The following is a 26,462-nucleotide window of genomic DNA, read 5'->3' as shown; positions in this document are numbered from 1 at the left end:
GTCCGAATAAAGCGGTATCGACACCCTCCCTCGGGCGATTCACCGGGGGTATTCTTGGCCGACATTGTAACCGGGCGGGAAAGAGGAAGTCAAAAGATATTTGCCCCGTAGGGGCGAGGCGCGGCCTCGCCCTGATTTCCTGACCGGGAAAGAAGGGCGACCCACCGGGTCGACCCCTCCTGTAAGGAATTGCCTTTCCGCCCGACGTTACTTTAACATCGAACAAGTAAGGGGTGGTACTTGGACGCAAGCTCAGGGGATGTCCGATGGTAAAGCCGGGTCATACAAAAGAAGGAAAAAGCGCCGACCGCTGGCGTTTTCGCCATCCTTTATGGGTCCGCCTCGCCCATTGGCTGAATGTGCTCTGTCTTCCGATCCTTCTCATGAGCGGGTTTCAGATCTTTAATGCCCACCCTGCCCTCTATTGGGGCGAGCGGTCGGACCGCGATCGGCCGATTTTGGCGATGAAGGCCCTCCGCGCAGAAAACGGCGAGCTTCGGGGGGTCACCACCCTCTTCGGACATTCCTTCGATACAACCGGTCTCTTCGGCGCCTCCCGGAACGAGGCGGGCGCGCTCTACCGCCGCGGGTTCCCGGAATGGGCCACCCTGCCCAAGCACCAGTGGCTGGCGATGGGACGGCGCTGGCACTTCTTCTTCGGTTGGGTCTTCGTCCTCAATGGATTCATTTTTGCCGCCTATTCTCTGGTAAGCCGTCATCTCTGGAGTGACCTTCTTCCGAAAAAGGAAGAGATCCGAAAGATCGGGGCATCGATCCGCGACCACCTTCGCTTCCGCCACCCCTTCGGCGAGGAGGCCGCCCGTTACAATGTCCTTCAGAAAGTCGCCTACACCGGCGTCGTCTTTGTTCTGGCGCCCCTCATTGTTTTGACCGGCCTGACGATGTCGCCGAACCTCAACGCCGCTTTCCCTTGGATGTTGACCCTCTTCGGCGGTCGGCAGTCGGCCCGGACGATCCACTTCATCGCTGCGTTCGCCTTCATCGGCTACACCCTTCTCCACGTATTGATGGTGGCGATCACCGGCCTTTGGAACAATCTGAGATCGATGCTCACCGGATGGTATTTGATCCGGCAATCAGGAGAGAACCATGAAAAAACGAATTAGTCTCGGCCGGCGGGGGTTCCTTGCCCGCGCCGCCCAATTCTCCGGCCTCTTTCTCCTCGCCGGCTGTGACACGCTTTCCCGAAAAGCATGGTTTGAAGGCCTTCTCAGCAGCGCGGAAGGACTCACCCAACGGGCGCACCGACTCATCACCCCCCGCAAAGCGATGGCGCGGGAGTATACCGAAGCCGACCTCTCCCCGGTCTTCCCGGTCAACGGGACAACGCATCCCGGCACGGCCGAATATCTCGCCTGGGTCGAAAACAATTTCGCCGACTGGCAATTGGAGGTCGGCGGACGGGTCGAGCAGCCGGCCCGATTCTCCCTCGCCGCGCTTCGGGACCTCCGGTCGCGAACCCAGATCACCCGCCACGATTGCGTCGAGGGATGGAGCGCCATCGGCAAATGGAAAGGGGTTCCTCTCCGCCTGATTCTCGAACAGGTCCGCCCCCGCCCGGAGGCCCGCTACGTCGTCTTCCACTCGGCCGATCCCGACGAGCTCGGCCACTATTATTACGAGAGCATCGATTTCGAAGAGGCCTATCATCCCCAGACGATCCTCGCGTACGATCTGAACGACCAGTCTCTCCCGATCGGAAACGGCGCGCCGCTTCGTCTCCGTCTCGAACGACAGCTCGGTTACAAGATGGCAAAGTACATTATGCGGATTGAGCTGGTCGAGCGCTTCGACACCCTCGCCGGAGGAAAAGGAGGCTATTGGGAAGATCAAGGCTATGAATGGTATGCCGGGATCTGAACAAACCGAACAATATGAAGAAGGAGAGAATTGTGCTAATTTAGAGGGAGCAGACCCACCTGGAGGCGGGGGAGATTGTAATGAGCTGGACCCTTGGAATTTTAGCGATCGTCGCGGGCGCCTTCACCGTTTTAAGCCCCTGCATCCTGCCGATCCTTCCCCCGCTCTTAAGCGCCTCGATCTCCGGAGGGGATCACCGTCGCCCGCTCTGGATTGTCGCCGGTCTTGCAATCAGCTTTACCCTTTTCGGCGTCATCTTTGCGTTCTTCGGAAGCTTCCTCGGTCTCAGTAATAACGCCCTTCGACACGCGGCCCTCCTCATTTTATTCTTCCTTGGCCTCAGTCTTCTCTGGCCCTCGCTCTGGGAGCGAATCGGGACGAAGATCAGCGCCCTCATCCGACAGATCCCCGGAATGAATCGATCCTCCATCGAGAAAACGCCCCTCTCCGCCGCCTTCCTCGGCGCGTCGCTCGGACTGATCTGGGCCCCCTGCGCCGGGCCGGTCTTGGGGATCATTTTGACCTTGGCCGCCGTGCAGGCTTCGTTCGGACCAACCTTGATTTTGATGAGCGCTTACTCCCTCGGCGCCGCGGCGCCGATGCTTTTAATCGGGTACGGCGGGCGACGGATCTCGGACCGGATCACCTCCCTTCGCCGGTGGGGAGCGTTGACACACAAAGCGCTCGGCGCCCTGACCGTCGCAACGGTCGTCGCCCTCTTCTTTCAGTTCGATACCTTCCTCCTTGCCAAGCTGCCCGGTTCGCTCTTCGTCGCCAATCAAATCGAGAAGCGGCTGGTCGAAACCAAACCGCCGTCCGATGCCGGCAACCGCTCCGGCGCCGAGAACGCTCCCGGCGCCGGCAAGAAATCCCCCTACCCTGTCCTCGGAAAGATGCCGGAGTTCACGCAGATCACGACCTGGCTTAATTCATCGCCCCTGACCAAAGAGAGCCTGCGCGGAAAAGTAGTGCTGGTCGAATTCTGGACCTACTCCTGCATCAACTGCATCCGCGCGCTGCCGGCGGTCACCCGCTGGGACGCAACGTACCGCGACCAGGGTCTGGTCATCGTCGGCGTTCACACGCCGGAGTTTCAGTTCGAGAAGGAGATTGAAAACATCAAGCGGGCCATCGCGCGTCACGGGATCAAATATCCGGTCGCCGTCGACAACGACTACGGCACCTGGAAAGCCTTCCGCAATCAGTTCTGGCCGGCGAAATATCTGATCGATGCGGAGGGAAGGCTGCGGCTGACGCACTTCGGCGAGGGGGATGAGGATATCTTCGAAGGGGCGATCCAATCGGTCTTGATGGAGGCGAAGCTGCTTCACGCGCCGGTGACGATCGAGAAAGCGGAAAAAACGGTGAACGTCTTCAGGATCCGCTCCCCCGAAACCTACACTGGCTACAACCGCGCCGGCAATTTTTTCTCGAAAGAAAAGATGGCTCCCGACGTGACGGTCAACTATACCTCGCCTCCTTCCCTTCGACTCAACCAATGGGCCCTCGGCGGCACTTGGAAAGTCATCGATGAAGCGGCGATCCTCCAGGCCCCCGGAGGCAAAATCCAATTCCGCTTCCAGGCGCCGAAGCTGAATCTGGTGATGAAAGGGACGGAGAAAGGAATTCCGGCGAAGATTCTGATCGACGGCGCGCCGCTCCCGGCGAACATGCGCGGCGTCGATGTCGGAGCGGACGGCAAAGCGATCATTAACGATGCGCGGCTCTACAATCTGGTGACGCTCCCGAAGGAAGACGAGGGGGAGCATCTCTTCGAGATGATCTTCGAGAGTCCGAACGCGGAGCTTTACGCGTTCACATTTGGGTAAATCTCAATCAGCACATGATCCCTCTCAGATGACCCGATCACCGCTCCATTGAAACTAATTGAACACCCCCTCCTCATCGTGTTAACGTATCTCACTTATGTTGGAGTCTTCGATGTCAGAAACCCCCATCGCCATCCTCACCGAAAAGGCGGTCCAAAAGGTCCGCCAGGCCCTTCAAGGCCGCAGCGACATCGGCGTGCGGCTAACGGTGATACGCGAAGCGGGCGACTTCAAATATAAGTTCGACTATGTCGCGCCGGGCGGGGCCGATCCGCGGGACTTTGCCCTGCCGTGCGGAGAATATCAGTTTTTCATCAACCGGGAATCGGAAACCCTCATCAAAGGATCGACAATCGATTATTCGAGCACCGGGCTGGCGCAGGCGTGGGTGATCGATAATCCGAATCCGGCGTGGGACAGCGAGTTGGCGCGCGAAATCTCCAAGGTCTTCAACGAAACGATCAACCCCGGCCTCGCCGAGCATGGCGGGCACATCAAACTGGTCGACCTGAAAGAGAACATCGTCTACGTGGAGATGTCGGGCGGCTGTCAGGGATGCGCGATGGCCGGCAAGACCCTCCACCACGGCGTCATCCGAATCCTCTCCGAAAAATTCCCCGAAATCACCGGCCTGGTCGACACCACCAACCACACCGCCGGCGCCACCCCCTTTTTCACCACCGAATCAGGGACCATCCCCACATTTAAAAACTAATCCGATTCTCAGCCTCCCAAAACTGTAATCACTATCACATTACAAACCAATCATCCTGTCAGAGCCCAACGCCGTGCCATCCCTTGTTAAAAAGTGATAGGTTGTTGCCTCTTTTTGACATGCGCCCCAGTAAGGGAATCCACTTTTATCAGCCTTCAAACAGTCACCAGACCCTTCCCAAACGCCCTCCCCTTACAAAACGATGAGGAGGCATAAAACTTGCCCTTATTCTCGTTCAAAAAATTGGGGGATGAAAGGAAGAAGCCATGGTGTATGGATGTGAGCAAGCACTGATCGAAACCAACCCGGTCAAACGCCTCGCCTTTCGATGGCTGGGAGCCACCCATCTCGGAGACCGATCCCGCAACCATTACCTGATGCGGGCGCTCCGGAAAATTTCCCTTCCGGAGGATGCGAACGTCCTGAATGCCGGATGCGCAAACGGCGCCCATTCATTCTACCTGTCGGAGAGGCACCCGGGCTGGAAGATCACCGGGATCGAAATCGAGTCGGAACAGGTCACGCGGGCGGCGGCGATCGCCGAAAAAAAGAGAACAAGCAATCTCTCGTTCCACGTCGGAGACCTTCACCAGATCCGTTTTTCCGAGCTGTTCCACCTTATCTTTTCGATGCACGTTCTGACTTACCTTAAAGACGATCTGGAAGTATTAAAGCGGTTTTCCCGCGCGCTCAAACGGGGAGGCTATCTGATCCTCTCCATTCCGACCCCGCCGGCCCCCTCCCCCCTCCCTCGTCCGCTCCAAAGACTCTTCCAACCCGCCGCTCCTCCGGCGGGCGCCCCCCCCATTTCGATCGAGCGGAGCGGCTACTCGAATGAGGAGATCACCCACAAGCTCAATGAAGCCGGATTCCGCCCCCTCTCCATCACCCATCCGGCGGGACCGCTCTGGCAATCAGCTTGGGAAATTCATACGTTGATCGAGAACAAACGGCTCCTGCGGGCCATGGCCCATCCGTTTCTTCTCTTCCTCGTCGATCTGGACCAGTGGCTTTGTAAAGAGTACCCTTATCCAATGGGGAGAGATTCTTTGATCATTGCACAGAGATCCGTTTGAAATGTGATCGGAAGGGGGGATGCCTCAAGCCGCTTTGGGGTAGGACTCGGCCGCGCGCAGGATCGATTCGGCCACGGTGGGATAAACATGGATCGTCCGGCAGACATCCTCGACCGTGAGACCGTTCTTGACAATAAAGATCGCCTCATGGATCGCCTCCGCCGCCTTGGCGGCCAGGAGATGGACCCCCAAAATCCGGTGGCTTCCCTTTTCCACCACCAGCTTGACCCATCCGCGGTCGGCGATCGCCTTCGGCAGCTCTTCCGGCAGGGAGAGATCGACCTGCCGCAACGCGAAACCGGCGGCGCGCGCTTCTACCTCTTTTAATCCGACACTCGCCACCTGGGGAGAGGTCAAAATCGCATAGGGGACGCCGAGATATTCCATCGTCTGCCGGCTCCCTCTCAAGGCGTTTTCGGCCGCCAGCTCCCCTTCGCGATCGGCAACGGTCGCAAGCTTGCGGACATGCCCGCGGATATCCCCTGCCGCAAAAATATGGGAATGCGACGTTTCGAAAGAGGGGGTCGTCTCAACCGCGCCGTCCGGAAGGCGCTTCACGCCGGCCTCTTCCAGGCCGAGACCGTCGGTGTTCGGACGCCGTCCGGTGGCGACGAAAACGGCGGACCCTTCCAACAGGAGGATCTCTCCTCCCTTCCGTGCTGCGACCCGATAACCCCGCCGGCGGGGGAGCGGCTCGACCGCTTCGATCTCGACGCCGGTATGAATCTCCATCCCCTCTTCTCCCAGGTAACGGCGCAGCGCATTCGAAATCTCCGGCTCCTCCCTCGGCAAAATCCGCGCTTCTTTTTCGAGGACGATCACCCTCGCCCCGAAATGGAGAAAAAGCTGGCCGTATTCGAGGCCGATCTCACCGCCGCCGATCACGATCAGGCTTCGCGGTAAACGGGTGATGACCTGAACGCGGTCGCTGTTCAGAGGGGAAATGTCGGCCAAGCCGGGAATCGGCGGGGTGATCGGTGAAGAGCCGGTCGCAAGAAGCGTTTTATCGGCCGTAACCGGTTGACCGTCGATGGCGACATGATGCGGCGAGACAAGACGGCCCCTCCCCGGGAGAAACGTGATGTTCGGGTGGGCCGCGATCATCCGCTCCTTCTCCTTCCTCGCCTGTTGAACCACCGCTTCTTTCTCCCTCATCACCGCCGCAAAGTTGAGCCGGGCCTTGCGGGGCTTCACCCCCCGGAACGCAACCATCTGGCCGTAATAGTAACGCTCCGCCGCCGTCACCAAATGTTCGGTCGGAAGACAGCCCCGGTTCGGACAGGTTCCGCCGACATCACCCCCCTCGACCAGCGCCACCCGCGCGCCGAGCTGCGCGGCCTTGATCGCCCCGTAAAGCCCCGCGGAGCCCGACCCAAGCACCAGGAGATCGTAACGCTCCATTCCCATTCTCCAGCCTCTATAAATATATAGAAGATTTAGATCCCGATTACGCCGCCAACCGTTCGACTTTGGCTCCGCCGAGAAAGGCGATCAGATCCCTTTCAACCTCTCCCGGCTGGTCGATCATCACGAAATGGCATGCTTGTTCGATTCGGATCAGCCGGGCTCCGGGGATGTCCCAGGCAAGCCGCTCGCCATAATCGACCGGCTGCAACCGGTCGTCCTCTCCCCAGAGGATCAATGTGGGCACGGTGATCCGTTGAAGGAGCGGAACGATTTCCATCGTCTGATTCGTGTCGACCGCCACGGCATCCCGGATAAGCGACAGCTTTCCCGTCTCAGTGGCATAGGGGATGAGCAGACCGTCCAATAGATCGTTGGACGGGGAGGAGGTAAATCCCATCTTGAGGCCCTGTTTCATCAGCAGGATCGCGGTCCGGGCGGAGAGCCGCCGCCGCGTTTCGGGGTGGCCGAGTTGCAATATCGCTTCCACCGGCCAGGAATCGTAACAGACCGAGTTCATCAGACAGAGACGGTCAACCCGCCCGGGAAAGAGGGTCGCCAGCCGCAGGGCCACCCCGCCGCCGATGTCGTGCCCGACGAACGTCGCCCGCTCCATTCCGATTTTCTCCATCCAGACATGGATTGCCTCGGCCTGTTTTGCAATGGATCGATCGAACCCGTCCCGCTTGTCCGAGTAGCCGTAGCCGATCAGATCGGGAATCAGGACGCGGTGCGATTTGGAAAGAGAAGAAAAGAGGGGATGCCAAAGAAACCCCCAGGTCGGCATCCCATGAAGGAGGATCACCGGATCACCCGATCCCTCGTCGACATAGCTGATGAAACGATCTCCGATCTCGGCCACCCGCTGCTTTGCCTGATACTCTCTCCAGTTCACGCCATCCCTCCTGCCGCGACAACCTGTCGCCGGGAAGGGGCGGGAAAAGGGGAGGAGGCCAACGCGTCGGGGTCTCTCCAATCGCATTGGAGAAGGGCGATATTCAGGATGCAGCGGGCGTATGCGCGCTCGAAGTCCGACGTCAGCGTAGTGATTTCTCCAACATCAGAGACAACCCCCTTCACCTTCTCCCTCGGGATCGACACCGGATAGGGAAGGTTGCCCGCCTCTTTTCGCGCCGTCTGCTTCAGACGCTCTTCGGCCTGTTTATACTCCGGGCCGACGATGATCGGCATCAATCGCTTCCGGGCTTCAAACAAATAGTCGGGCCAGAGCGCCAGGGTACGGATCTCCATGACGACGCTCGGAAGCTTCGAGGTTTTTTTTATCTCTTCAAACAACGCTCGAAGGCGGGGGTCTTGCGGCTCTTCCGGCGCCAGCTCCATCGCAATCATTCCGGCAGGGGCGCCGCGTTCGATCCGCTCCAATTCCCGGTTCTCCTCTTTCCCGATCCGCTCGCCGGCGAGAGCGCGTTGAACGGCCGAAGTCAGCACGAGCAATTTTGGGTAGAGATAGTGATAGAGATCGAGGGAGGCCCGAAGGTGATACGTTTGACTCTCTCCCAGTCGCACGTGCGCAGAAACATCCGGTTTTTCCATCGGCTTGATCAGACGAGCCCCTTCCGCGCGAAGCCGGTCGGACGCTTCTTCATAGAGACGGGTCTCGGCATTCGGCCGAAGGGCGCTCCAGACCAAGGGAAGAAATTTTCCGTAGCCTGCCCAGCTGCAGAACAGTTGAGGAACGCCGGTGGAACGAAGGGTCTGGCGGATCTCATGATAGATCCGCTCGGTCTCTCCGGCGCTCTCCTGTTCCGGAATCGGCTTGGTTTTATTGAAAATCGCCATCCGCGCACTCCAAACCACTTTTTCTATTTTAGAGAGTTCACCCGGCGCGGACAACCTATCCGATAGGATTATCCCGGCAAAAGAAGGGGGCCGAGAAAATCAAAACCGAATCAGCCAGCGGGCCAGCTTCGGGAACCAGCCGGTGAAGAGTTTTTCGCGGAAGTATTGATCGGCCGCCTTCTTGACCCCCTGGGAGAGGGTCGGGTAGACATGGATCGTGGTGGAAAGGGAGGTGATTTTCAGATCGGCCTTCATCGCCAGAACATATTCATGGAGGAGATCTCCGGCGCTCGGGCCGATCAGGTGGGCGCCGACGATCCGGAGCCGCCGGTCGGCGATCAGCTTGATGAAGCCGGCCTCCTCCCCTTCGATGATCGCCCGATCGACCTGCTTGAAGGGAAAGCGGTAGACATGCACCGGGCCGGCCTTCTCTCTTGCCTCCGCCTCCGTGAGGCCGACCCGCGCCACCTCCGGATCGGTGAAGGTCACCCGGGGAACGACCCGGTAATCGACCTTCCGGCGGACGAACGGGAAGAGGGCGTTGGAGACGACGATTCCTCCCTGGTATTCCGCCATGTGGGTGAACTGATACGGTCCGACCAGATCGCCGCAGGCCCAGATATGCCGCGCCGTCGTCCGGAGGGCGGCGTCGACCTTCACCCCCTCCCGGTCATAGGCGACCCCGGCCGCTTCGAGTCCCAGCCCTTCGACGTTGGGCGCGCGGCCGACGGCAACCAGGATCTCCTCGGCGGCGATCCGCCGAACCCCCTCTTTACCTCCGACGAGGAGAACTTTTTGATTCCCCTCCCGCCGGACTTCTTGAACCGAAGCGCCGGTCAGAAAATCGATTCCTTCCTTTCGGAAGATTCCTTCGACCCCTTCGGAGATCTCCCGATCCTCATTCGGCAAGAGATGATCGCTTTTTTCGAGAATTGTAATCCGAACCCCCAGCCGGTGGAAGATCTGGGCGAATTCGAGACCAACCGGTCCCCCTCCGATGATCGCCATCGTCTCGGGACGCTGTTTGAGCGCCAGCGCGGTGACGTTCGTCAGAAATCCCGCCTCGGCCAGACCTGGAATCGGCGGGGCACCGGGTCGGGAGCCGGTGGCGAGGACAAACCGCCGCCCGGCAATCCTCCGGCCGGCGACTTCAAACGTTTTCGGATCGACAAAACGCCCCTCTCCGAAGAAGAGCCGAATCCCCATCGCCTCAAACCGTTTCGGATCGTCATGCTCGCCGATCCGCGCGACCATCCGCCGCATCCGTTCCATCGCCCCCGTGAAGCTCTCTTCGGACGGAATCACCCGGCCGAGGCCGAACTCCTCCGAGCGCCGGATCAATGAAAGGACCCGCGCGGAATGGACCAGCGTTTTCGTCGGGACGCACCCGTAATAAAGGCAATCTCCGCCGAGGCCGCGCTCTTTTTCAACCAGCGCCACCCGCGCCCCGAACTGCGCCGCCCCGCTTGCGACGACGAGCCCGCCGGCGCCCCCTCCGATGATCACAATATCGAATGGGTCAGACATTATTTCGCCTTTAAAAAAATATCGGCATAAAACGCCGTCGCCTCTTCACCCGTATCGTCGGTGTCGGTCATCACGGCGATGCCCGAAAGGGGCGGCGGCGCCTCATCGAAGAGCCATTGATAGTCGGCATACAGGCTCCGGGCTTGGCAGACCCATTCGCCGACCCGCTCATTCCCGCTCTCGACGGCGACCATCCGCGCCCGGTCGGTGTAAGCGTTTGCAATGGCCTCCCCTTTCGGAAGCCGGTTCGCCCAGATGTAGTTGATCGCCGCCTTCGGCGGATACTCCCCGTAGATCCGCTTCAGGACGCTGAACTTGGTCCGCTCCCAAAAGGTCGCCTTGTCCGGATCGAACCGGAAGGTGACGTAAACCCGCGCGGCGTAATCATCCCCCTTCTTCTCCGTCTCATCCCCCTTCGAAATAATCCGGTCGACCTTCCAGCACCAAGAGAGGGTTTCGTAGCGGCGAGGGTCAAGATCGAGCGGGTGAATCAAACCGGAGGCCGCCTGCCGGCTGACCGCCCGGATCACCGGGCGTCCTTCCTCTTCCAGAAGATGATAGTCGGTGTGGCGGGAGATCCGCTGGAACGTCAGCGGCCGCCATCCCTCCGGAAGGCCGCTCTCACCCTGCCGATTCGTGAGGAGGTCGATCCGCTCCTCCGCATCGGCTTTTTGAATCGCAAGAAACGGCAGAAGGAGCGCCGCCCCCCAGATGATCACTTTTGGAAGGGAGTCTTTCGATCCCTTCCAGCGCCGATAAAAAAAGGGGATGACGGAGAGGGCAACCAGCAGGACCAGCCCGATGAGAAACGCCGGCGAGAGATCCCCCTTGATCAGATCGAGGAGCGAGCTGGAAAAAATCACATACGCGGCGGTCCCGGGGAGCATGAAGAGCCAGGAGGTAAAAAGATAAATCGCAAAAGGAATTCGGGTCAGGCCGAAGGCATAGTTGAGAAGATTAAACGGGAAAAGCGGGATCAAGCGGGTGATGGCGACAAAGACCCAGCCCCGCTCCGCCACCCCCGCGTCGATCCGCTTCCATCGCTCTCCGAGCATTTCTGAAACGGCTTCCCGCGCAAAGTAGCGGGCCACCAGGAAAGCGAGCCCCGCCCCCAGCGTCGATCCGATCGAAGCGTAGACCGTCCCCCAGAGGGGGCCGAAGGCCAATCCCCCGGCGACGGTGATCGGGAGGCCCGGCAGAAAGAGGACCGGGGCGATCGCGAAGATCAGAATATAGAGAAGCGGTCCCCAGGCCCCCCATCGATCGATCCCGCTCCGGAGTTGCTGCTGATCGAGCGCGTCGTGCAACCCGAGCAGCCGGACGGCGGCGACCAGGACGATCAGGAGCAGCAAAAAGAAAAAGAAGCGTCTCTTCGAGGCCATACCCCTCCTGTTTTTGCTGATTGTATCGAATCGGGCCTGGAAGCGCCAGCGCAAAAACAGGGAGAGCTTCGAGCGCGGAGATTCGAAGAGAACGGATCTAGGAGGATCGCGCGTCGTTTTGATCCGGCGGGAAGAAGGTGAACATCTCGATACATCCGAAGAGGAGAAGGAGGAAACCCAAAAGCTCGCCGCTCTCCTCGACGATCCGGGCCACCGACCGGATATAGCGCTCCTGGAGCGCCGCCTGCCAGAAACGCTGTTGTCCCAGGAGAGGCGTAAAAAGGGTCACGACAAACAGGCCGGCCAAGAGCAATCCGAAGGGACGAGAAAAAATGAGAGACTGAAGCTGCGCCGCGATCTTCCTGCGCCGGGGCCAAGCGTAGAGCAAGCCGGAAAGGATCAACCCCGTCACCACCAGCTGCCAAGCGCCGTCGAAAACGTAGCGATCGAGATTGGCATCCATCTCGCGAACGGCCGCCATCAGAATGAAAAGGGTCCCGAGGTGGAAGATCTCGCGCCGCGATCCGGAGCGGACCGCGATCGCCTGCAGCCAGCCGCAGCAAGTGAGGAGGAGCAGGAATTGGCACCACTCTACCGGACCGTTCTCGGAGAAGAGCCGCTTCGCTTCGATAAAATAAGAGGCAAAGATAAATCCCTGAAAGAACCCGGCCGTGATCAAACCGTAGAAGCCGAAGCGGACCGCCGTCGGAAAAACGCGGCGCTCCTTGCGCCGGATCTGATCGGCGCTTCGCCGATGATCCCGGCGCCGCTCTTGATCGTCGGCCCTCCGCTCCCGAGAGAGCGGCAGGTCGAATACATGCGCCATTCCCCTTTCCCTCCTTAGAACGAGTCGACGCGAAAAAGAACACCTTCCATCCCTCTTGCGAGGGGAACGGCTCTCCGGTAAGACCTTCTTTCCCTTATACGCCGAACCCCTTGCCGATTTCAAGCGGTCCCTTTTTTCTGATTTAATCAGCAGGAGAATCAACCCCTTCAGGCGGGTCGCCTTATGGGGACCGGATCGGTGGCCGGGGGCCGCCCATGTTTGCCGACCTCATGGAGATAGGCCTCCTCTTTCGTTTTAAATTCCTCCCCGCAAACGGCGCATTCATAGCGGGGGGCATGCTCGAGTTCGTGGGCCAGCAGATCTTGCTGCGTTTTGAATACCTTGCCACAGTCCTGACATTTCCACTCGGCCATCTTCATTCCTCCCCTTGTCTTGACGATGCCTATCGGCTGTTATGAATAGGATAGTCTGTTAGCGGAACTTTGAAAGTAGCCCCGCTTACACCCTTCCGGAGCGCCACCTCAGCAAATATATTTGCAAGAATCAAGGAAACATGCTAAAAAACTGGCCAGTGAGGGACCTTCTTTGATCAGCGAACCCGCCATTGATCGAAAACCGGACGAGGGGACTCCATCGTCCGACCCCGAGAAGTGGGTCGAGATGCATGGCGATGCCCTCTATCGGTTTGCGCTTCTCCGGCTCCGCGATCCGAAGCTCGCCGAGGACGCCGTCCAAGAAACCCTTCTCTCCGCGTTTCAGGGCCGGAATCGTTTTTTAGGACAAGCCTCGGAGCGAAGCTGGCTGATCGGGATTCTCAAGCACAAGGTGATCGATTATTTCCGGAAGATCAGCCGGGAAACACCGATCGAGGACCTCTCCCGGTTTGAAGATCAGATGGAAGGAGCGTTCGACGAGAACGGCCATTGGAAGCGGGACGGAACCGGCCCGTGCGAGTGGAACGCCGACCCGGAACGCCTGCTTGAGAGAAAGCAGTTTTGGATCGCATTGGATCGATGCCTTTCCAAGCTTCCTTCCCGAATGGCCCACGTATTCTCGTTAAGAGAAATCGACGGCGTCAGCAGTGAGCAGGTCTGTGAAGTACTGAACCTGACGGCCTCGAACCTCTGGGTGCTGATGCATCGCGCCCGGATGCAACTGAGGCAGTGTCTGGAAATACACTTCTTTGGAAAAGAAAAACAGGTGAAAGAATGACCCGATGGCTCACGAATTTTCTGGCGCGTCATACCCCTTCCTGCAAGGAGATCATTCAGTTGATTTCCAATTCAATGGAACGGCCCCCCTCGATTCGGCAGCGGCTCTCCATCCGGCTCCATTTTCTGATCTGCAAATGGTGTTTTCGTTATCAAAAACAAATCCGCTTCATCCACAACATCCTGGGCGGTAATCCCGAGAAAGTCGGGGAGACCGCCCCCGGCGCTCTCTCCCCTGAAGCCCAGGAGCGAATCAAACAGGCCCTCCGTCCAAAAAGCAAATAACCTCCGTTCCTTTCCTGAGTATCTTTAGTAAGGATTTCATTTTTTCCCGACTCATTTTCCCCTGATCATTTCCAAAGCGCTCTCTAAAATCCTTTCTGTTTTTTTCCTACTTTGAAATGTAAGGATTTCAAAATGGGGCCGACATACGTCCGTGCAAGCGATAGATCACCCAACTCAACATAGGAGAAGAACAATGAAGACAACGAGACAAGCACTTGCCGCCTGGACGCTCCTCCTCTCCCTCTCCGCTCTTTCGCCGACAGCGTCGGCGTCGGCGATGGATGGGATGATGAAAGACGACAGGATGATGAAGAAGGGACACACGCTTCTTCTCCAGAGCGCGACCGAAAGCGCCGACCTGAGCAGCGTGACCCTGCCGATCTTCGAGGGAAAACGCGGGACGGAGACGGTCTGGTTTGTCGTGACCGAATCATCCAACAAAGAAGACGCCGCGCGGCGGAAGGTTCACTATTCGCCGAAGATGGCGAACGCCAAAGGAACCAATGCCGTCGAGAAGGTAAAAATCGTGAATGGGAGGATCGCGTTTACCGGGAGCGTCATCTTCTCTCCGGTGCGCAGCGTCGTTCCGGGACCGACCGGCTTTCCTCCGAAAGAGGCGAAGCCGGGGGCAATCGCCGAAGCCGGTTATACTCCGCTCATCGAGCTTCCGGACGGAACGGTCTTGAACGCCCCCCACGTGAAGAACAGCACGGGAGAACATGACCGGACCGTCTCCTTCGATCTTAAAAATAAAAAGGCAACGTTCAAGATGACCCAGGGCTTCTTTGAAGGGAAGGTCGTCCACTACACTTCGTTCAATGCCTCCGACCCCGGCGTCGCCGCGGTGGAAGCGGCCACCTACACCCCGCGGCTTGCAGCGACCCCGATGAAAGGGTCCAGCGGCCCGGGCTCCGCCTTGATCGGATTGATCCCCTTTGCAAACGGCCAGACCGGAAAAATGAACCCCGCCCGCCAGGGGCTTGCTTCGGCGCTGATGGGTGAAGGCGATCCTTTCAACATCGTTCAGGAAATCCCCTTCGGCGATCGCGCAGAGCTTTACACCCCCATGTGGGATGTCCATATCGCCGTTTGGAAAGCGGAGGCGATCGGCGCCAAAACCAACGCCGCCCAAAAAGACTTCAACACCGTCGCCCGCCTCGCCGCGGAAGGCCGCGTCACCGGTCCGGAAGGCATGCCCTGGGGGGCGATCGGGGTCGTCGTGAACTGCCCGATCGTCAGCATCGATCAGTAAGATAAACAGCATCAAGCTCGCCCTGCCGAGGAAGTGACCTCGTTGCTTCTCCGGCAGGGCTTTCCCTTTTCACCTCTCCCGAGACGGACACCGAAGAGGATTGCAAGAACGGCCGGGACATGGTACACATCATCAGAATGCATTCTTCGTTAGTCCAAATGATCGGACGACATACATCAAAAGGGGGAAGGAATGGAGACCTATTATCACCCGGGGGATCTTGGAAAATTTGCAGAGATGGGAAAAGGAAACAAAGAATTGTGGGAGAAGTTCACCAGCTATTACAACGCCGTTTTCGCCGAGGGGGCACTGACCGAGCGGGAGAAGGCGCTGATTGCCCTGGCGGTCTCCCACGCGGTACAATGTCCCTACTGCATCGATTCCTATACGCAGGCCTGCCTTGAGAAGGGCTCCAATGTCGAGGAGATGACCGAGGCGGTTCATGTCGCCTGTGCGATCCGCGGCGGCGCCTCGCTGGTCCATGGGGTCCAGATGCGGAACGTGGCTCACAAGCTCTCGATGTAGCAGGAGAAAGAATGTCTGAAACGAGACTCAGCCTAAAGGCCCGAGGGAGTTTATTAACCTCGGAAACCGAGCAGCTCCGGATTCTCTCGGAGATCAAAGGGTGTCCGCCGTTCGATGCGCCGATGCGACAGGCCGGTCTCGATCCGCTCCACGCCACCGGGATTTCGGTTTTTCAGATGAACCTCGGGAAACTCTGCAATCAGGCCTGCCGCCATTGCCATGTCGATGCCGCTCCCGACCGCCGGGAGATGATGACGCGTGAAACGGCCGAGGCGTGTATCGACGCGCTGGCTCAAACCGACATTCCGACCGTCGATATCACCGGCGGCGCGCCGGAGTTGAATTCGCACTTCCGATGGGTGGTCACCCAGGCGCGCGCCCTGGGCCGGCATGTGATCGATCGATGCAATTTGAGCGTCCTGCTCCTCCCCTCTCAGGCCGATCTTGCGGCGTTCCTGGCCGATCATCAGGTCGAAATCATCGCGTCGCTTCCCTACTATCGCCCCGCACAAACCGACGCGCAGCGGGGAGAGGGGATCTTCGAAAAGTCGATCGCCGCCCTGCGGCTCCTTAATCAAATCGGCTACGGCGTCGAAGGAAGCGGGCTGATTCTGAATCTGGTGCATAATCCGGTCGGCGCGTTTCTTCCCCCCAAACAGGAAGCGATCGAGGCGCAATTCCGGAAGGAGTTGGACCTCCGCTACGGCGTCGTCTTCAACCGGCTCTACACGATCACCAACATGCCGATCAGCCGCTTTCTGGAATTTCTGATCGAGACCGGCAATGTGGAAGGGTACATGGAACGGCTCGCCAACGCTTTCAACCCGGCCGCCGCGGCGGGGGTGATGTGCCGTTATACGATCTCGGTGGGATGGGACGGCACATTGTACGATTGCGACTTCAACCAAATGCTCGATCTGCCGGTGGACGGCGGCGCGCCCCGGCATCTCTCCGATTTCGATCCGGCGGCGCTTCACCACCGCCGGATCGTCACCGGCAACCATTGCTACGGCTGCACCGCCGGCGCCGGCTCTTCCTGCGGCGGGACGCTGACTTAATCATGCAAACATAAAACATGAATCTTGTAGGGGCCCGCCCCTGCCACAAAAAATAAAAAGGGGAAGCGGTTCAACCGCTTCCCCTTTTTTGTTGATCTTGAAAGGTGCTATTTGCCGGCAAACTCGAAATCGGCCGTTGCTTTTCCGCCGCCGGCCACTTCCACTTCTTTCTCCACAAATCCCAGCTTGGGGTGGAACGCCTCAATCTTATATTTCCCCGGAGGAACGTCCCCGATGGTGAAAGTGCCGTCCTCGCCGACGATGGCATAATAAGGATTTTCGATCGGGCGGAACCAGACGTTCATGTAGTTGTGCTGGTCGCACTCCACCTTCAGGAAGGAACCGTCCCTCTTGAAGTTGATCGGCTTGATTTTCTCGGTAATGGTTTGGCCCTTCTTGGGAAGCGGCTTGTTGAAGGTGGTGGAGCTCTTCGGTCCGACGATTTCGTAACCGTGCGGGTTGTGGAGCACCCCTTCCTTCGATTTCTCTTCGCTCGGATCGGCATCGTTATTGGTGAACGAGATCTCACCCTTCTTCACGACGACACCGACCGACTTGGAAGCTCCCCCCTCAACCAAGAAACGGCACTGGTCGGCCACCACCTTGGTGGCTTCGGGCTTGAACGGTTTTCCTTTTTCGATATTGGTGATGTAGACGACGACATCGGCCAACGCGCCGCCCTTTACCTTCACATCATGGCGGAGCCGGGTCATCCCCTCGGAATCAACACTGCTGCAGAATTTGGCCTGAGGAAACTTGGCTAGATCGAATTTCTCCGGTGGAGGAGGGGTCCCCTTAAAAGTGATCTTTCCCGACACCGACCCCCCGCCGGAGACGGGTGCTTCTGCGTAATCTGCGAAAGCAAACGTCGCAGACAACAGACTGACAGCAACTGTGGTACCGAATAGCTTGACGAACCTGTTCATCTGTTTATCTCCTTTTTTAAAGTAGTGAAACTTTCAGAGAGCCCCCCGGCTCCCCCGTTCCCTGATTCATGCTTACGACTGTTTCCAGGTGAATGATGGGAAACGCTTGGATATTGTTCTACTTTGCGCTTCCACAGTGAAGGGAGGATTATTTTTCTTCATACGAACGATTCCAAATCAGCCCCACTTCCCCTGCCGCCGTGGAAGGCACTTTCTAATCCATGTGATATGCCTTCTGTCTTGCATCGTACCCTGATGACTCAGGATCGGATGCCGCGTCCGAAGAAGCGCGCGGCCCGAATAAGGGTATGAAGCTGCCCCATCATATTTAAAATGGTTGACACTTGTCAAGAACCTTTTCAAAGAATGTCCTGGAAAAAAGGGGACAATCCGCAGGATCCACTCGGACAGAGGCCGGAAGAAGACGCATTGATCCGCCGGCTTGGAGCTGTCTGACAAATTGAGCATTGGCTTAAAAATCGGGGAAGGTGCCTGGAGATGCCCTCGCGAGGGGCCTCTCCAGGCATGAGGTCCGCTCTTTAACTGTTTAAGGAGCGGCGGTGACTTTAAAATTATCAAACCCGGTTGTCCCAACCGCACCCGCATAGGAACGGATTCCGGCATAATTTCCCGCCGTCAAGGAGTTGTCCGTGACGGTGATGGCCGGGGTACTCTCCCCGGCAAAGTAAACCCGAATCGTGTTCCCCTGGGTCACCAGGCGAACCCGATAATGAGTATTGAAGCTCAAGACCCGATTCGCCGTTGCCAATCGCGTAAAGACGCCATTCACCTTTTTGAAAAGAACTGTACTTCCCAGTCCCGGATCGAGCAACGCATAATAGAAATTATTTGCATTCGACCACCGCGCCATCACCCCGCAGCTGCTGCCGGCGGCGGTCGTCTTACAGTCGGCCGAGACATCTTGATCCGGTCCGATCGATTGGGTCCACCGCGCCTCCTGGCTGGCGGCATCACGGTTGCGGACCTGATTGCCGTTGATCTCGAAATCGACCATATACTCGTTCCAGTTCACTCCCAAGCTTGTGCCGTTGGCCCGATCGAACGAGTCGCTGAGCGAGCTGCCTGAGGCGGAGACCACATAGAAACGATCAAACCAGGTGGTCCCGACCGCGGAAGCGTGGGAACGAATCCCGGCGTATTCTCCCGTGCCAAGAGAGGAGTCGCTGACGGCGATCGCCGGCGCTCCTTCCCCTGCGAAGTAAACATTGATCGTGCTTCCTTTGATCACCAAACGGAGCCGGTAATAGGTGTTGTAGCCGATCGGCCGCGCCGTCATCGCCAGTTTCGTATAGACGCCGTTCACCTTCTTGAACAGAGCGATATCTCCCATCCCGGCATCGAGTCGAACATAATAGAAATTATTTGCATTCGACCACCGCGCCATCACCCCGCAGCTGCTGCCGGCGGCGGTCGTCTTACAGTCGGCCGAGACATCTTGATCCGGTCCGATCGATTGGGTCCACCGCGCCTCCTGGCTGGCGGCATCACGGTTGCGGACCTGATTGCCGTTGATCTCGAAATCGACCATATACTCGTTCCAGTTCGCCCCCAAGCTCGTGTTGTTGGCCCGATCGAACGTATCGCTGACGTTTGCGGGAGGCGGCGGGGCGGGAGCGGTCACCGTCAGCGCGAGGGTCGCCTGACGGAGCAGGCTTCCGGAGGCCCCTCTCACTGTGACCGAATAACTTCCGGCCGGAAGGGTGGCGAGCGTCCGGAGATTTACCGTGGTCGCGCCCGATCCGTTGGCCGGCGGGGTGACGGCGGCGCTGACATCGCTGCAGGTTACGCCGGGGTTGGAGGTCGTGCAGGTCAGGGAGACCGAAGAATTAAAGCTGTTGACCGATGAAACCGTCAGTGTAGAAGCCGCCGTCCCTCCCGCCGTTGTGCTGAGTGAGGCGGGGGAGACCGTCAACTGGAAATCGGGCGCCGGCCTCACCGTGAGGGTGAACGTCGCCGGGTGAGAAAGATCTCCCGCTGCCCCGTTCACCGTGATCGTGTGATTCCCAATCGGCGTCGTCGCCTGTGTTCTCACCGTCAGGGTGGAAGAGGCATTGCCGTTGATCGGCGGGAGGACGGAGGAAGGACTGTAACTGCATGTCACGGTCGGATGGGAGGCGTCGCAATTGATTCCGACAGAAGTATTAAAGCCGTCCTTCGAAGAGATCGTCACCGTCGATGCGGCCGTCCCTCCGGCCACCACCGAGGCGGAGGTGGGAGCGGCGGCGATCGTAAAATCGGGCTGTGCGGAGAGGACTTTGGCTAATTCTTCCCTCGCCCGCAGGAGTCCGCTGCTCGACGTGGGGCTTCCCGGATTTTTGTTCCAGACATAGGTGATCAATTTTCTCGCCCCGTCCGCCGGGTCGACCGCGGCCATATAAGGATCGAGGATGTTTTGTTTGATCCAGGCCTTTCCGTCGACTCCTTCCTCTTCCTTTTTTGTCTCGACGAGGGTGAGATATTCGTAATCCTCGATCCCTTCCCGGAGCATCTTCAGCCGGATGCTCGGGATCGGAATGTGCCTTGTCCCGCCGATCTTGTCGGGACGGCCCGGATAAAAGAAGGTGCCGTCGCCGTTGCCGCTGAAGTAGTAGATGTTTTTCCACGGATCGTTGGCCGGGAATTGATAGGCGTAGACCGTATCGAAATAGAGTTGAGTGCCGGGACCCGGCGCCGCGTAGCCGATTTGGTATTGATAGGTCAGCCACTCAAAGGCGCGGCTGTAGATCGCCGGCAGGTCGGCCATCGGGGTGGGATATCCGGTCTCCGACCCGCCGCAGCCGTGGCTGCCGCAGGCGTGATACCACCAGAGCTCCTTTCCGGGGGTGATGATCGTGTCATAGCTGCGCCGAAGGTTGGTGTTGAAAGGGAAACCGCCGGTCGGCTTTCCATTCATCCAGCTGTTCGGGACGGTCCAGATGTCGAGATAACGGGTATAATCGGGAACGCTCAGATAATTGGTGAAGCAATCTTCGCTCGCCTGCCGGCTGCTGGTGATCATGATCGGAATGTCGATGGCGTTGTCCTTGAAAAACTTCGCCTTCTGGTAGACCTCTCTCCAGGCGGCCGAGGCGCCGCCGCTGTAATTCTGGTCGCACCGCCGGACCCCGCTCACCGAGGGATAGGGAGGCTCATCCCAGAGATAATAGAAAAGCTGCGATTTCCATCCTTTGTCGGCGATGTACCGGGTATAATCCCGGTAATAAGCGACCGTTTCCACGCCGGTGGCGCTCAGCCCCGTTCCGTCCCGCATCCGGGCCCGGGTCAGCTTCGTCCCCGGGAGCTTTCCGTTCGGAAGGAGGTTGGGATCCCCGCCGCTGAGAAACTCCGGATACCGCTGGTTGCAGGTGGTCGAGATCGCCGGGAGCGACCAATTGATCCCTCCGAGGGAGTTGCTCCAGACCGGCCTCGGCCAGATGGCGTTTTCGTTCGAGACCCGATGGAGCAGCATCTCCTTTGTATAAAGACAGATGATCTCCCAGTACTTGTCATCCCCGACCGCGGCGGTACCGTAATGGCCGGTCTTCGCCTCGCCGATTCCGACCGCATAGGCTGTTTTTAAAGAAGGAATGGAGGGAAGGTCAAAATTGCGGACCGTCAGCTGGATCGGAATTGTGGCGGCGACGGCGCTCCCGATCGTCACCTGGGCCGTCCCCCGGTAGAGGCCGGCGGGGGTCCCCTGCGGAACATACAGATCGACCCAGATCCCCTGCTTCTGATTCGCGGCGACGTTAAACGGAAAGGCCGGCGCGGTCTCCCCCGGCATCCGCCGGACCTCGCCGAAATATTCATCGACCTTGGGAACCAAACCGTCCGGCCAGAGTCCTAATTTTCCTTCCGAAGAAGAGGTGGAAGTAACGGGGAGATAATGCTCGCGGTAAATAACGATATTCTTAGGACGGCCGTTGGCAAGCGCGGCGATGACGTTCCCCCGGCCGTCGGAAAGGTCGGTGATTGTGACGTTGACTTGAGAGAGCGCGGAAGAGGCGGCGGCAATAAAAATTTGAAATGGCTCGAACTCGTTTCTTCCTGCGGAGAGGGTTGCCCCCCCTTGGCTGCATCCGGTGCTGGTGCAGAGATCGATTCCAGCGGGGACCGGATCCCCTGTCGTCCCGCTGTTGGCTTGGCGGAGCTTGACCATCCCGGTATCCCACCAGATCGTCTGCGCCTCTGCAACACCGATCGAGAGGAAAAAAGAACTGACCAGAATCACCCACTGCCGCCATCGGTTCATGCCGCGCTCCACACATAAAGGTTTGGATGAAGACAAAGCGCAAGCATACCAAAACGTGATCGATCGGCTATAGGGCAACCGCTCTAATTCCTTTTGATATTTTCCTTAGATCGGATCAATCGGAACAAAAGGAGGGAGATACTCTACTGGAAAGTCGGACTGGGATGCCGGAAATGAATTGAAGAACGTGCCGAAGATTTCCTTTCCCCTTTTTCGTGTGACCGAAATCACACAAGCCGAAGGGATTCATCTCTTTTTCGAAGACCGGCACAGGCGTCCTTTAAAAAGCCGCGGTGGCCATGGAGCCGATGAGATATTTCAGATCATCATCTTCAAACCGGAGCCCGGCGCCGATGAAAAAGGTATTCAGATCATTGTTGAGGATCTGGTCGTAGCCGGCTTCGAAAGTGATGTATTTAAAGAGGGTATAGGCGGTGGTCAACTTCAGATGCGCCCGCTCCGACAAGGGATCGTCGCTGTTGAAATCCCAAACGTCGACGCTGACCCGGAAGGCCTCATTAAATAAAAAGTAGTCGGCCCCGGCGCCGAAGGTATTCTCAACGAGACCGATCCGGAGACCGAGGTTGGAAACCCGCTTTCCGAAGAGGGCGGAGAGCTTTAACCGGCGCTGCGTCTCCAGCTCGGTGATGGTGCTCGGCACCCCGTCGGTGGTGATGACCGTGGTTTTCTCGCGGACGCTCCCCCGCGGATCATCCACAATCTCCACCCGGTAGAATTTGTCGGCGCGGGGTTGAAGTTGAATCGTGAAGTAGCCTTTGTTTTGGCTCTCCTGAAGCTGATATTCGTTTCGGAAGCCGACATGGGTCCGGAATTTTTCGATCCGGCCGACCGCGTTGCCGATCCCTTCCAGGGCGCTGTTGATATTTTCGTACGCGGTCTCATCGGTAAAGAGCTTCCCGATGGTTCCCTCCCCCCGCTCGACCTTGGCCGTGAGTTTCTCCACCCCCTTCAACGAATGGCCGAGGTCGTCCAGGGCGCGGGTCAGCTTCTCATAAGCTTCATCATCGTTGATCAACTTGCCGAGGGTCCCCTCCCCTCGCTCCATCTTCTGGGCCATCCGGGTGAGGCTCTCCACAAGCTCATTCCCCTCCTCTTTGAGCGACGTGGAGAACGACTCGAAATTGCTGATGGAGCGGCTGAGCGGCTCCTGATTTTTCTGGACCCACTCGTTGATCCCTTTCGTCAGCCCCTTCGCATTTTCCAGGACTTCCTTTAGATTCTGTTTTCCCTCCTCGCTCCCGAGAACCTCCCGGAGCGACGTGGTGACCGCTTTCACATCGTCGGCGATGCTGGAAAAGCGCGTCATCAGATTTTCAAGGTCCGCGGAGGCCTCCTGGACCGGGATCGTCTCCCCGTTCCCCCAAAACGTATTCTCCGTGCCGGGGACGATCTCCACATAGCGATCCCCCAAGAGCCCTTCCGACCGGATCGCAGCGTGTCCCCCCTTTCGGATCTTGATTTCCGACTGAAGTTTGAGGATCACCTTCGCACCCCCGTCCACCAGTTCGATACTTTCCACCTGTCCAACCTCCACCCCCGCCACCCGGACGGGGGCCCGTCGATCAAGACCCGAAGCGGAGCTGAATGTGGCATTGAGGCGATACCCCTCTTCCTGAAGAAAGGCGAATCCGCCGACTTTGAAAGTCATATACGTGAGAAGAAGAAGACCGACAAGGACAGCGACTCCAACCTTCGCTTCAGTGGTGATTCCCTTCAATGGATCTCCTTATAGAAGTGAATAGGAATGAAAGATAAGCGCTTAGGCTTCCTTATCCTCGCTCTTTGGACCGCCGATCCCCTCCCCCACGGTGATCGGGCCGACCGCGCTCCCGGTGATGAACTGTTGGACCACCGGGTTGGGGCTGTTCCGAATCTCCTCGGGGGTGCCGACCTCTAAAATTTTACCCTGATAGAGCATCGCAATCCGATCGGCGATTTTATATGCGCTCTTCATGTCGTGCGTAATCGAAACCGAGGTCACCTGAAGCTGTTTGTTCATCCGGCAGATCAGCTCGTTGATGACGTCGGACATAATCGGATCGAGTCCGGTGGTCGGCTCGTCGTAAAGAATAATTTTCGGATCCATCGCGATCGCCCGCGCCAAGCCGACCCGCTTCTTCATCCCGCCGGAGAGATCGGCCGGCATCCGATCCTCGATCCCTTTCAACCCCACCATTTCCAATTTCTTGCGGGCGATCTCCCGGATTTTTTCAGCCCGCAAATCGGTATGCTCCCGGAGCCCGAAGCCGACATTCTCCCAAACGCTCAACGAGTCGAAGAGGGCCGCCCCTTGGAAGAGCATCCCGAACCGCTTCCGAAATTCGCTCAGCTCTCTCTCGGGAAGGGTCTCAATTTCGACCCCGTCGATGAGAATGCGTCCGGAATCGGGCCGCATCAGGCCGATGATGTGCTTTAGAATAACGCTCTTCCCGGTTCCGCTTCCCCCGATGACAACCATGTTTTCGCCGGCCTCGACCTGGAGGTTCACCCCCCGCAAGACATGGTTGTTGCCGAAACTTTTCTTTACATCGATCAGCTCTATCATCGGTTTCATGACCTTCCCCCTCCTAAAATCATTCTAAAAGAGAAAGGCGGTCAGGAAATAGTCGGAGATCAAAATGAGCATCTCCGCGATGACGACGGCCCCGGTGGTCGCCCGCCCGACCCCTTCGGCCCCCCCTTGCGTATTAAATCCCTTGTAGCAGCTGATCGTTGCGATGAGGGTGCCGAAAACCATCGCCTTCAAGAGCCCCCCCCAAATATCGTTCGGCTCCAGATACTGAATCGTCCGGCGGATATAGATCCCCGGATTCGCCTCCAGCATCTGCACCGAGATCAGGTATCCTCCGATGATGCCGATGAAATCCGAAAAGACGGTCAGGAGCGGAAGCATCAACATCCCCGCGAGCAATCTCGGCGTAATCAGATATTGGACCGGATCGACCGCCAGCGACGCCAGGGCGTCGATCTGCTCGGTCACCTTCATCGTCCCGAGTTCGGCGGCCATCGCCGCCCCCGCGCGCCCCGCCACGATCAGCCCGGTCAGGACCGGCCCGAGCTCCCGCGTCATCGAAAGGGCGACGACCGTCCCGACCAGCCCCTCGGCATTAAACCGCTGGAAACCGGTGTAGCTCTGCAGCGCCAGGACCATCCCGGTGAAGGTGGCGGTGATCAGGACGACCGGGATCGACTCGACCCCCACCGCCTCCATCTGCCGGGCGATGTTCCGAAAACGAAGCGGGGGCCGGAACGTCCAAAGGAACGCCTTGATGAAAAGGAGGGCAATCGCCCCCACCTCCGTCAAAAAGCCAAGAAGCCAACTCCCTATTTTTTCGAAGTAGCGCATAAGAGTATAGGTCTTATGGTCTTATACGACCTATATTTTGCCTCACCTCTCCTTGTATATTCTCGGCACCCGCTCCCCGATCCCGCAGAGAATCTCATACGGGATGGTCTCGGCCTGGCGGGCGAGTTCGTCGGCCCAGACCGCTTCGCCCCCTTCTTCCCCAATCACCGTGACCCAGTCGCCGACATTCAGGGAAGGGGCCTCGGTGACATCGAGCATCGTCATATCCATGCAGACCCGGCCCGCCACCGGCACCCGTTGTCCTTTGGCGATCATCACCCCGCGGTTGGAGAGAAGCCGCGGATAACCGTCTGCATAACCGACCGACACGGTGGCGATGAGACTCTCCCGCCGGGTGAAGAAGGTGCGCCCATAGCTGATGGAGCTTCCCGCGGGAACTTTTTTCACTGCGATGACGCGGGCCCGTAGCTGGAGGATCGGCTTCAGCGGGATCTCCGTTTCCTCTTCCAGAGGGGAATACCCGTAGAGCATCAATCCCGGCCGGACCAAGTTAAAGTGCGCCGCGCCGAAGTGCATAATAGCAGCGCTGTTGGCGAGATGGCAATAGCGGACTTTCATTTTTGCCTTCTGAAGCGCGGTCCAGATTTGCTTCAGCGCCTCAAACTGTTTCTTCGCAAAAGAGAGATCCTTCAGATCGGCCTCGGCAAAGTGGGTCAAAATCCCTTCCACCCGAATCCCTTTCTGTTCCGTCGCCGTTTGAATGAACGGGAGGGCTTCGGAAACCGGCAGGCCGATGCGTCCCATGCCGGTATCGAGTTTGACATGGACGTTCACCCGCTTTTCCCGCCGGACGGCATACCGGCTCAGGGCGGTGAGCGACGCCGCGTCGAAGAGGAGGGGGGTGAGTTGATATCGGACGATTTCAGGGATCTGCTCGATCGGGCAGCCGGTCATCAACAAAATCGGATGGGTGATCCCGGCCTTTCGAAGCTGGATGGCCTCTTCCAAATAAGCGACCCCGAGCAGGCTGATCTCCTTCGACCGTTTCTTTCCCACCAGAAATTGCGCGATCGGGACGGCGCCATGGCCATAGGCATTCGCCTTGATGACCGCCAAGATTTCCCTCCGGCCGATTCGCTTCTTGACCTGTTGAAGATTGTCCCGCAATGCCGAGAGATCCACTTCCGCCACGCTGGCCGAGCGCCTTCGAACATCCATCCTTAT

Annotated in this window: 23 protein-coding genes; 10 read left to right on the top strand and 13 right to left on the bottom strand. The window is 58.4% G+C overall.

Annotation, left to right across the window (positions count from 1 at the left end; genetic code table 11):
- Positions 1 to 266: 266 nt before the first annotated feature.
- The 5 genes from MCM46_13815 to MCM46_13795 all read left to right on the top strand — a co-directional run bounded on the left by MCM46_13815 (position 267) and on the right by MCM46_13795 (position 5,501).
- Complete coding sequence (locus tag MCM46_13815) at positions 267 to 1,127, top strand: cytochrome b/b6 domain-containing protein (GenBank protein MCG3112889.1); 861 nt, start codon at positions 267 to 269, stop codon at positions 1,125 to 1,127.
- Positions 1,111 to 1,881 (top strand): molybdopterin-binding protein, encoded by a 771-nt coding sequence (locus MCM46_13810; protein ID MCG3112888.1) that lies wholly within the window; start codon positions 1,111 to 1,113, stop codon positions 1,879 to 1,881. The genes MCM46_13815 and MCM46_13810 overlap by 17 nt, the downstream gene beginning before the upstream one ends.
- A gap of 80 nt (positions 1,882 to 1,961) precedes the next feature.
- Positions 1,962 to 3,710, top strand: coding sequence for a cytochrome c biogenesis protein DipZ (locus tag MCM46_13805; GenBank protein MCG3112887.1), 1,749 nt, complete (start codon positions 1,962 to 1,964; stop codon positions 3,708 to 3,710).
- Between the two features lie 112 nt (positions 3,711 to 3,822).
- The gene (locus MCM46_13800) at positions 3,823 to 4,425 is read left to right on the top strand and encodes a NifU family protein (protein ID MCG3112886.1); all 603 of its coding nucleotides are present in this window, start codon (positions 3,823 to 3,825) and stop codon (positions 4,423 to 4,425) included.
- Positions 4,426 to 4,691: 266 nt separating this feature from the next.
- Positions 4,692 to 5,501, top strand: a complete 810-nt coding sequence (locus MCM46_13795; protein ID MCG3112885.1) for a class I SAM-dependent methyltransferase — start codon at positions 4,692 to 4,694, stop codon at positions 5,499 to 5,501.
- Between the two features lie 24 nt (positions 5,502 to 5,525).
- Here the strand turns inward: MCM46_13795 and MCM46_13790 are convergent, their stop codons facing one another.
- The 7 genes from MCM46_13790 to MCM46_13760 all read right to left on the bottom strand — a co-directional run bounded on the left by MCM46_13790 (position 5,526) and on the right by MCM46_13760 (position 12,814).
- Complete coding sequence (locus MCM46_13790) at positions 5,526 to 6,902, bottom strand: NAD(P)/FAD-dependent oxidoreductase (GenBank protein ID MCG3112884.1); 1,377 nt, start codon at positions 6,900 to 6,902, stop codon at positions 5,526 to 5,528.
- Positions 6,903 to 6,948: 46 nt separating this feature from the next.
- Complete coding sequence (locus MCM46_13785; GenBank protein ID MCG3112883.1) at positions 6,949 to 7,800, bottom strand: alpha/beta hydrolase; 852 nt, start codon at positions 7,798 to 7,800, stop codon at positions 6,949 to 6,951.
- Complete coding sequence (locus MCM46_13780) at positions 7,797 to 8,705, bottom strand: halocarboxylic acid dehydrogenase DehI family protein (protein MCG3112882.1); 909 nt, start codon at positions 8,703 to 8,705, stop codon at positions 7,797 to 7,799. Before MCM46_13780 ends, MCM46_13785 begins: the two co-directional genes overlap by 4 nt.
- A gap of 99 nt (positions 8,706 to 8,804) precedes the next feature.
- Positions 8,805 to 10,232 (bottom strand): mercuric reductase, encoded by a 1,428-nt coding sequence (locus MCM46_13775; GenBank protein MCG3112881.1) that lies wholly within the window; start codon positions 10,230 to 10,232, stop codon positions 8,805 to 8,807.
- Positions 10,232 to 11,614: a DUF3047 domain-containing protein gene (locus MCM46_13770; protein MCG3112880.1), complete on the bottom strand. Its 1,383-nt coding sequence runs from the start codon at positions 11,612 to 11,614 to the stop codon at positions 10,232 to 10,234. The genes MCM46_13775 and MCM46_13770 overlap by 1 nt, the downstream gene beginning before the upstream one ends.
- 97 nt (positions 11,615 to 11,711) lie before the next feature.
- Complete coding sequence (locus tag MCM46_13765; GenBank protein ID MCG3112879.1) at positions 11,712 to 12,440, bottom strand: hypothetical protein; 729 nt, start codon at positions 12,438 to 12,440, stop codon at positions 11,712 to 11,714.
- Positions 12,441 to 12,607: 167 nt separating this feature from the next.
- Positions 12,608 to 12,814 carry a C2H2-type zinc finger protein gene (locus tag MCM46_13760; GenBank protein ID MCG3112878.1) on the bottom strand — a complete coding sequence of 69 codons (207 nt, stop codon included), beginning with the start codon at positions 12,812 to 12,814 and terminating at the stop codon, positions 12,608 to 12,610.
- A gap of 172 nt (positions 12,815 to 12,986) precedes the next feature.
- Here MCM46_13760 and MCM46_13755 point away from each other — a divergent pair, with 172 nt between their 5' ends.
- The 5 genes from MCM46_13755 (at position 12,987) to arsS (ending at position 16,732) form a co-directional block, all read left to right on the top strand.
- Positions 12,987 to 13,613, top strand: coding sequence for a sigma-70 family RNA polymerase sigma factor (locus MCM46_13755; GenBank protein ID MCG3112877.1), 627 nt, complete (start codon positions 12,987 to 12,989; stop codon positions 13,611 to 13,613).
- Positions 13,610 to 13,897, top strand: a complete 288-nt coding sequence (locus tag MCM46_13750) for a hypothetical protein (GenBank protein ID MCG3112876.1) — start codon at positions 13,610 to 13,612, stop codon at positions 13,895 to 13,897. Before MCM46_13755 ends, MCM46_13750 begins: the two co-directional genes overlap by 4 nt.
- 193 nt (positions 13,898 to 14,090) lie before the next feature.
- Entirely contained in the window at positions 14,091 to 15,149 is a 1,059-nt protein-coding gene (locus MCM46_13745) for a hypothetical protein (protein ID MCG3112875.1), read from the top strand.
- Positions 15,150 to 15,341: 192 nt separating this feature from the next.
- Positions 15,342 to 15,674: an arsenosugar biosynthesis-associated peroxidase-like protein gene (locus MCM46_13740; GenBank protein MCG3112874.1), complete on the top strand. Its 333-nt coding sequence runs from the start codon at positions 15,342 to 15,344 to the stop codon at positions 15,672 to 15,674.
- 11 nt (positions 15,675 to 15,685) lie between these two features.
- Entirely contained in the window at positions 15,686 to 16,732 is a 1,047-nt protein-coding gene (gene arsS / locus MCM46_13735; protein MCG3112873.1) for an arsenosugar biosynthesis radical SAM protein ArsS, read from the top strand.
- Between the two features lie 107 nt (positions 16,733 to 16,839).
- Here arsS and MCM46_13730 read toward each other — a convergent pair whose 3' ends face one another.
- The 6 genes from MCM46_13730 to alr form a co-directional block, all read right to left on the bottom strand.
- Positions 16,840 to 17,658, bottom strand: coding sequence for a hypothetical protein (locus MCM46_13730; GenBank protein MCG3112872.1), 819 nt, complete (start codon positions 17,656 to 17,658; stop codon positions 16,840 to 16,842).
- Between the two features lie 547 nt (positions 17,659 to 18,205).
- Entirely contained in the window at positions 18,206 to 21,910 is a 3,705-nt protein-coding gene (locus tag MCM46_13725) for a DUF4091 domain-containing protein (GenBank protein ID MCG3112871.1), read from the bottom strand.
- Between the two features lie 280 nt (positions 21,911 to 22,190).
- Complete coding sequence (locus tag MCM46_13720) at positions 22,191 to 23,648, bottom strand: MlaD family protein (GenBank protein MCG3112870.1); 1,458 nt, start codon at positions 23,646 to 23,648, stop codon at positions 22,191 to 22,193.
- A 42-nt stretch (positions 23,649 to 23,690) separates the two neighbouring features.
- Complete coding sequence (locus MCM46_13715) at positions 23,691 to 24,485, bottom strand: ABC transporter ATP-binding protein (GenBank protein MCG3112869.1); 795 nt, start codon at positions 24,483 to 24,485, stop codon at positions 23,691 to 23,693.
- A gap of 24 nt (positions 24,486 to 24,509) precedes the next feature.
- Complete coding sequence (locus MCM46_13710) at positions 24,510 to 25,277, bottom strand: ABC transporter permease (protein ID MCG3112868.1); 768 nt, start codon at positions 25,275 to 25,277, stop codon at positions 24,510 to 24,512.
- Between the two features lie 42 nt (positions 25,278 to 25,319).
- On the bottom strand, positions 25,320 to 26,456 hold the full coding sequence (gene alr, locus MCM46_13705; GenBank protein MCG3112867.1) for an alanine racemase: 1,137 nt from the start codon (positions 26,454 to 26,456) through the stop codon (positions 25,320 to 25,322).
- Positions 26,457 to 26,462: the final 6 nt, after the last annotated feature.

It is taken from the genome of Candidatus Manganitrophus morganii, from assembly GCA_021651055.1.
GTDB lineage: Bacteria > Nitrospirota > Nitrospiria > SBBL01 > Manganitrophaceae > Manganitrophus > Manganitrophus morganii.
This window is presented reverse-complemented; position numbering and strand designations above follow the sequence as displayed.